The organism is Actinomadura sp. NPDC049382 (genome assembly GCF_040677125.1).
Taxonomy (GTDB): domain Bacteria; phylum Actinomycetota; class Actinomycetes; order Streptosporangiales; family Streptosporangiaceae; genus Spirillospora; species Spirillospora geliboluensis.
This window is the reverse complement of record NZ_JBFARO010000226.1, coordinates 1-6480: the sequence shown is the minus strand read 5'-3', so window position 1 is coordinate 6480 and position 6480 is coordinate 1. Positions and strand designations below refer to the sequence as shown.

At 75.3% G+C, this 6480-nt stretch carries 5 protein-coding genes; 3 read left to right on the top strand and 2 right to left on the bottom strand.

Annotation, left to right across the window (positions count from 1 at the left end; all coding sequences use genetic code 11):
• The coding region (locus AB0K34_RS45705) for a BTAD domain-containing putative transcriptional regulator (protein ID WP_364554778.1) at window positions 1–2916 on the top strand (2916 nt) is incomplete at its 5' end.
• Here AB0K34_RS45705 and AB0K34_RS45700 read toward each other — a convergent pair.
• Complete coding sequence (locus AB0K34_RS45700) at window positions 2900–3709, bottom strand: ABC transporter permease (RefSeq protein ID WP_138640220.1); 810 nt, start codon at window positions 3707–3709, stop codon at window positions 2900–2902. The genes AB0K34_RS45705 and AB0K34_RS45700 overlap by 17 nt on opposite strands.
• Entirely contained in the window at window positions 3706–4698 is a 993-nt protein-coding gene (locus AB0K34_RS45695) for an ATP-binding cassette domain-containing protein (RefSeq protein WP_138640221.1), read from the bottom strand. The genes AB0K34_RS45700 and AB0K34_RS45695 overlap by 4 nt, the downstream gene beginning before the upstream one ends.
• Window positions 4699–4967: 269 nt before the next feature.
• Between AB0K34_RS45695 and AB0K34_RS45690 the strand changes: the two genes are divergently transcribed.
• Together AB0K34_RS45690 and AB0K34_RS45685 are read left to right on the top strand one after the other, a co-directional pair.
• Window positions 4968–5528, top strand: a complete 561-nt coding sequence (locus tag AB0K34_RS45690; RefSeq protein WP_138640222.1) for a PH domain-containing protein — start codon at window positions 4968–4970, stop codon at window positions 5526–5528.
• A partial coding sequence (locus tag AB0K34_RS45685) for a PH domain-containing protein (RefSeq protein ID WP_364554775.1) occupies window positions 5525–6480 on the top strand: 956 nt, incomplete at its 3' end. The genes AB0K34_RS45690 and AB0K34_RS45685, both read left to right, overlap by 4 nt.

The window sequence follows — 6480 nt, the reverse complement described above, 5'->3', positions numbered from 1 at the left end:
CCGGCCGACCGCTCGGCCGGGCTCCGCACCGCGCTGGCGCTGTGGCGGGGCCCGGCGCTCGCGGGCGCCGCCGGGCTCCGGGTCGCGGACGCGCCCGCGGCCCGCCTGGACGCCCTGCGCCGCGCCGCGCTGGAGGAGCGGCTGGACGCCGACCTCGCGCTCGGCCGCCACGCCGAGGCGATCCCCGAACTCCAGGCCCTCGCGGCGGACGACCCGCTCCGCGAGCCGGTGACCGCCCTCCTGATGCGCGCCCTCTACGCCGCCGGGCGCCAGGCCGACGCGCTGGCCCGCTACGAGGAGGCCAGGCGCGCCCTGGGGGAGGGCCTCGGCGTCGACCCGTCCCCCGAACTGGAGGCCGTCCACCTGGCGGTGCTCCGGCAGGACCCGTCCCTGCTTCCGGATGCCGCCCCGGCACCGGCGCCCGCGCCGCGCGAAGGCGCGCTGCCCGCCCGGCTGACGAGTTTCATCGGCCGCGCCGCCGACCTCGGACGCGTGGACGGCCTGCTCGCGCGGGCGCGGCTCGTCACGCTGACCGGGCCCGGCGGGTCCGGCAAGACCCGGCTCGCGCTGGAGGCCGCCGAGCGGGCCGCGGACCGCGCGCCCGACGGCGTCCGGCTCGTCGCGCTGGCCCCGGTGACCGACCCGGCCGAGGTCCCGGCCGCCGCCGCCACCGCGCTCGGGCTCCGCGAGATGGCGCCGATCGGCGCGCCCGCGCCCGCCCCGGACCCGGTCGGCCGGCTCGTCGCCGCGCTGGCGGAGCGGCGGGTCCTGCTGGTCCTGGACAACTGCGAGCACGTCCTGGACGCCGCCGCGCGGCTCGCCGGGACCGTCCTGGAGCACTGCCCCGGCGTCCGGATCCTCGCCACGAGCCGGGAGCCGCTCGGCATCACCGGCGAGACGCTCTGGCCGGTCGAGCCGCTGGAACCGCCGCCGCCGGACGCGGGCCCCGGGGAGGCCGCCGCGTCCGCGGCCGTCCGGCTGTTCGCCGACCGCGCCGCGGCCGTCGCGCCCGGCTTCGCGGTCACCGCCGCCACCGCCGGGCCGGTCGTGCGGATCTGCCGGGCCCTGGACGGGATGCCGCTGGCGATCGAGCTGGCCGCCGCGCGGCTGCGCGCGATGACGCCCGAGCAGGTCGCCGACCGGCTGGACGACCGGTTCCGGCTGCTCGCCGCGGGCAGCCGCACCGCCATGCCGCGGCACCGCACGCTGCGCGGCGTCGTCGAGTGGAGCTGGGACCTGCTGGACGGGCCCGAGCGGACGCTGTGGCGCCGCCTCGCCGTCTTCCCCGGCGGCGCGACCGTGCCGAGCGCGGAGGCGGTGTGCGCGGGGCCCGGCCTGGACCGCGGCGACGTCCTCGACGTCCTCACGGCGCTGGTCGACAAGTCGCTGCTCGCCGTCTCCGGGCCCGAGCCCCGGTACCGGATGCTGGAGACGATCCGCGCCTACGGCCTCGAACGCCTCGCCGAGGCCGGCGAGGAGGCGGCGGTCAGGCGCGCGCACGCCCAGTACTTCACCGGCCTTGCCGAGGAGGCCGAGCCGCACCTGTACGGCGCCGGCCAGCTGCCGTGGCTGCGGCGGCTCACCGCGGAGTCCGGCAATACCTCCGCCGCGCTGCGCTGGGCGATCTCCGCCGGGGACGCGCCGCTCGCCATGCGGCTGTGCGCGGCGCTCGGCTGGTACTGGTTCCTGCACGGCCGGCTCGGCGACGCCGCCGCCGACCTGGAGGAGATCCTCGCCCTGCCGGGCGTCCCAGAGGACCGGACCACCGCGCGTGCGCTCGCGCTCGCCGCCCTGGCGTCGCTGGACGAGGAGGGCGGCGACCGCGTCCCGGAGTGGCTCGACCGCGCCCGCCGCATCTGCGACGGCCTCGACCGCGCGTCGCTGCACCCCGTGCTGCGGCTGATGCTGGAGACGGCCCACATGTACGTGGTCGGCTGGGACGACGCCGCCGCCCCGGGCAACGACGTGCTGCTGACCGACCCCGACCCGTGGGTGCGGGGTATCGGCTACTTCGTCCGCGGCCAGATCGCGCACAACTTCGGCCGGGTCGGCGGGATCGACGACGACTTCGCGCGGGCGCTCGCCGCGTTCCGCGAGTGCGGCGACCGCTGGGGCCTGTCGTTCACGCTCACGGCGCAGGCGGAGATCCTCGGCCGCGGCGGCGACCACTCCGGCGCCGCCGCGCTGTACGAGGAGGCGCTGCGGCTGGACGCGGAGCTGGGCGGCGGCACCGCCGGGCTGCAGCACGTCCGCATCAAGCTGGCGAACGAGCTCGACCTGATGGGGGAGCGGGACCGGGCCGTGGCCCTGCTCCACGCCGCGATGCGGGACCCGGGCGCCGTCCGCGGGCTGGAGGAGTCGGCCGCGCTCCACTACCGGCTCGGGGAGATCGCCCGCCGCTCCGGCGACACGGCCGAGGCCGGGCGCCGCCTGGAGCATGCCGACGCGCTCACCGAGAACCTCTCAGGAGCGCCGCACTTCCGCGCCATGGTCCTCCTCGCGCGCGCCCAGCTCGACATGGCCCTCGGCTCCATGGAGGAGGGCACCGCACGCCTGGACGAAGCGCTGCGCCGCGCCGTCGAGGCGCAGGACTACCCGATCGTGTCGCACGTCCTGGCCGGGCAGGCCGAACGCGCCCGCCTCCTGGGCGACCCCGCCCGCGCCGCCGAGCTGCTCGGCACCGCCGACGCGCTGCGCGGGACGCGGGACCTCTCCCTCGCGGACGTCCTCGGCATCGAGGCGGCCACCCGCGCCGACCTCGGCGCGGCGGCGTTCACCGCCGCCTACGACCGCGGCCGGCCCCGCACCTTCGAGGACGTCCTCCGCGACTTCGCCCTGGAGCGGCCCGACGCGCGGCCGCCGGATTCCGGGGCGCCCGCGGCGGGGCGCCCCGGACCGATCATGCCCGGTTCTTGAACGCGCGGAGCGACAGCGGCGCGAACACCAGGGAGATGGCGGCGCCCCAGGCCAGGGCGATCAGGGCGTGGTCGAGGACGGGACCGCCGACCAGCAGCCCGCGCATGGCCTGCACGAGCTGCGTCACCGGGCTGTTGTCCATGACGAAGGCCACCGGGCCGGGGATGCCCTCGGTGTTCGGGATGAACGCCGTGCTGAGGAAGCTCAGCGGGAAGATCACGACGAACCCGAAGATCTGCACCTTCTCCGGCTCGTTCACCTTCATCGCGATGTAGACCGACGTCCAGGAGAACAGCACAGCGAAGGCCAGCAGCAGCAGGAACGCGGCGAGCAGCGCGATCACGTTCGTCTCGATCCGGAAGCCGATGGCGAAGCCGACCAGCAGCAGGATCAGCATCGACCACGCCTGCTTGACGGTGTCGGCGATGATCCGCCCGACCAGCGGGGCGCTGCGCGCGATCGGCAGGCTCCGGAACCGGTCGAACACCCCCTTGGTGATGTCGGTGTTCAGCCCGAACCCGGTGCTCATCCCGGCGAACAGCGCGTTCTGCGCGATGATGCCGGGGATCACGACCGGGAGGTACGCCTCGACGCTGCCGGCCATCGCCGGGCCGAACACGTAGGCGAACAGCAGCACGAACATGATGGGCTGGATGGACAGGTCCAGCAGCTCCATCGGGTTGTGCTTGATCTGGACCAGGTTGCGCCAGGCCAGGGTGGCGATGTTGCGCAGGGCCGTACCGGGCGCGACCCGCCTGGACAGGTCCCGCGGCGCGAGGGACGCGGTGGTCATGCGGACGCACTCTCCTTGTCGGCCGACTGCGCGAGCCGGTCGGCCTCGGCGTCGATGTCGTCGGTGTGGTGGCCGGTGAGGGCGAAGAACACCTCGTCCAGGCTGGACTTGCGCAGCGACAGCTCGCCGACGGCGACGCCGGCGTCGTCGAGGCGGCGCACCACCGCGGGCATGAGCTGCGGGTCGGTGATCGGCGCGCTGATCAGGCCGTCGCGCACCTCGGGCGCGGCCTCGGCCAGCTCCCCGACGATCGCCGCGACGGTGCCGCCGTCGCTCTCCTTGACCGGGCGCACCTCCAGGACCTGGCCGCCGACCTGCGCCTTCAGCATGTCGGACGTGCCGTGCGCGATGACCTGGCCGCGGTCGATGACGATGATGTCGTCGGCCAGCTGGTCGGCCTCCTCCAGGTACTGGGTGGTCAGCAGCACGGTGACGCCGTCGTCGGTGAGGCCGCGCACGATGTCCCACAGGCCGTTGCGGCTGCGCGGGTCGAGGCCCGTGGTCGGCTCGTCCAGGAACAGGATCTGCGGGTCGCCGACGAGGCTGGCCGCCAGGTCGAGGCGGCGCCGCATCCCGCCCGAGTAGGTCTTCGCCGCGCGCTCGGCGGCCTCGGTGAGCTGGAACCGCTCCAGCAGCTCGGCGGCCCGCGCGCGGGCGGCCTTGCGCGGGATGCCGAGCAGCCGCCCGATCAGGATCAGGTTCTCGGTGCCGGTGAGCATCTCGTCGACCCCGGCGTACTGGCCGGTCAGGCCGATGAGCTGCCGCACCTTGTGCGCGTCGCGCAGCACGTCGAACCCGCCGACCTGGGCGGTGCCGCCGGTCGGCTCGATGAGCGTGGCGAGGATGCGGGTCATCGTCGTCTTGCCGGCGCCGTTCGGCCCCAGCACCCCGAGGACCGTGCCCGCTTCCGCGGTGAGCGAGACGCCGTCCAGCGCCCGGGTCTCGCCGAACCGCTTCTCCAGGCCCTCTGCCTGGATCGCGTAGGTCATGTGATCTCCTGGAACTCGTCTGCCGGACGTCTATGCCCGCCGACCGCGAAGCCAGCCAAACTATGCGTTGTCCGGGTGGATGTGCATTCGGTTTTCCGCCGCCCACGGCACGGCTCCGCCGGCTGCGCGAGACGCGTCCACAACATCGCATGCGCCACTGACAGAACGCCGGAACCGGCCCGATCGTGCCGCCGCATCCGCGCCGCGTCCGGCGGTTCGCCGCCGCCGAACCGGCTGGAGGACGCCTCCGGCGTTCTAAACTCGGCGGTGTGACGACGGTCCGGCGCGGTCACGACACGGACGGCGGGGGCCCGCACCCGCCGCGCTTGCGGCCGCCCGAGCACCGGGTCTCGCCCCGCGCCATCGCGCACTGGGCCATCGAGTCCCTGCTGCTGTGGGGGCTGGCGTTCGGCCTCGCCCTCGGCGTGGCGGCCTGGGCCGGCGACGCCGACTGGGACGGGATGCCCGGCTGGCTGTCCGGCCGCGTCGGCTGGCTGCCCTACATCATCGGCGCCGCCGGGCTGCTGATGGTGACCGTCGCGCCCGTGTGGCGCTACCGGGTGCACCGCTGGGAGGTCAGCGCCGACGTCGTCTACACCCGCACGGGCTGGTTCAGCCGCGAATGGCTGCTGGTGCCGGTCGGGCGCATCCAGACCGTCGACAGCAAGCAGGGCTGGCTCGAACGGCTGCTGGGGCTCGCCACCATCGAGGTCAACACGGCCTCGCACACCGGTTCGTCCGAGGTGTCCGGGCTGCCGGTGGCGGTGGCGACCCGCCTCGCCGAGGACCTCGCGCACCGCGCGCACGACCTCCGCGACGACGCGACGTGAGCCTCCGGCTGCATCCGCTCACGTTCGTCGTCGGAGCCGTCCGCGAACTCCTCGCGCTGCTCGCCGCCGGCGCGACCGGCCTGCTCGTCGGCGGCCTGTCCACGGCGTTCTACTTCACGCTGGTCGGGCTGCTGCTCGGCCTGGTCTTCCACGTCGCCGACTGGGTGACGTTCACCTACGTCCTGCACGACGACCGGATCGAACTGCGCCGCGCGCTCATCGGGCGGTCGGTCAAGAGCATCCCGCGCGACCGCATCCGCGGCGTCGACATCAGCGCGAACCTGCCGCACCGGCTGCTCGGCCTGGCGATCGTCAACATCGACGCCGGCGCGGACGGCGGCGAGGGCGAGCTCAACGCGGTCTCCCGCCACGAGGCGGAACGGCTCCGCCGCGTCCTGCTGGCCCGGGACGCCGAGGCGCCGCCGCGCCGCGTCCTGGCCCGGATGCGGCGCCGCTGGTACGTGTACGCCCCGCTCAGCGGCGCCTACCTGCTGACCCCGTTCGCGGTGGCGGGCAGCCTCCTCGGCACCCTCTACAACCTCGGGGACGACCTCGGCCTCATCACCCGGGAGCGGGTGGAGAGCGTCGGCCACGACGTGGTCGGCCTGCCCACCGCCCTCGTGCTCGCGCTGGTCATCCTCGCGCTGGTCGCCATGCCGGTCATGTCGGTGCTCGCGTTCACCCTCTTCAACTGGGACTTCACCGTCCACGAGCGGGACGGCTCCATCGTGGCCGAGCGCGGCCTGGCGACCCGCCGCAGCGTCTCCCTCGAACGCCGCCGGCTGCGCGGCGTCGAGCTGACCGACAACCCGTTCGAGCGGCTCGCGGGGGTGACCCGGCTCGGCGCCCTGATCACCGGCCTCGGCGACGCCGCGCACCGGGGGCGGCTGCTGCCCGCGGCGCCCCGCGCGGTCGCCGAGTCGCTCGCCGCCCGCGTCGTCGGCGCCGTCCC

Bases quoted from the DNA above. Each gene is read 5' to 3' on its own strand.
- AB0K34_RS45700 (WP_138640220.1), bottom strand. From the start codon at position 3,709: ATGACCACCGCGTCCCTCGCGCCGCGGGACCTGTCCAGGCGGGTCGCG.
- AB0K34_RS45695 (WP_138640221.1), bottom strand. From the start codon at position 4,698: ATGACCTACGCGATCCAGGCAGAGGGCCTGGAGAAGCGGTTCGGCGAG.